At 66.4% G+C, this 690-nt stretch carries 1 protein-coding gene; it reads left to right on the forward strand.

Annotated elements, in window-relative coordinates; all coding sequences use genetic code 11:
• Positions 1-690, forward strand: a 690-nt coding sequence (locus H7I87_RS20075; protein WP_264002848.1) for a condensation domain-containing protein, incomplete at both ends; no start/stop codon positions are given.

The following is a 690-nucleotide window of genomic DNA, read 5'->3' on the forward strand; positions in this document are numbered from 1 at the left end:
CGCAGTTGGCGCCTCGGGTGCGCGGTGGTGGCCGCACGCTTGCTCGGGTGGTGGCGGGTGAGCGGCCGGCGGTGGTTCCGTTGTCGTTTGCCCAGTCCCGGTTGTGGTTCCTCGACCAACTGCAGGGTCCCTCACCCATGTACAACATGGCGGCGGCGCTGAAGTTACAGGGGCCGCTTGATGTTTCGGTGCTGCGCGCCGCGCTGGCCGACGTGATCGCCCGGCACGAGAGCCTGCGTACCGTGTTCGCCGTCTCCGACGGCACACCGCACCAGGTCGTGATTCCCGCCGAACAAGCCGACATCGGCTGGGACGTGGTTGACACCGCCGGCTGGTCGCCGGCACGGATGAAGGAGGCCATCGATGCCGCGGCAGGTCATGCCTTTGATCTCTCCACCGAAATACCATTGCGTGCAACGCTTTTCCGGAACAGCCTGGACGAGCATGTGCTGGTGGCGGTGGCCCATCATATTGCTGCGGATGGTTCGTCGCTGAATCCTTTGCTGCGCGACCTGACCGCCGCCTACACCGCCCGCTGCGCCGGGCGGGTTCCGGATTGGGTGCCGTTGCCGGTGCAGTACATCGATTACGCGCTGTGGCAGCGGGCGCAGTTCGGTGATCTCGAGGACCCGGACAGTCCGATCGCGGGGCAGTTGCGTTATTGGCAGGAGGCGTTGGCCGGGTTGCCCG

Source organism: Mycobacterium timonense, from assembly GCF_025821985.1.
GTDB lineage: Bacteria > Actinomycetota > Actinomycetes > Mycobacteriales > Mycobacteriaceae > Mycobacterium > Mycobacterium avium.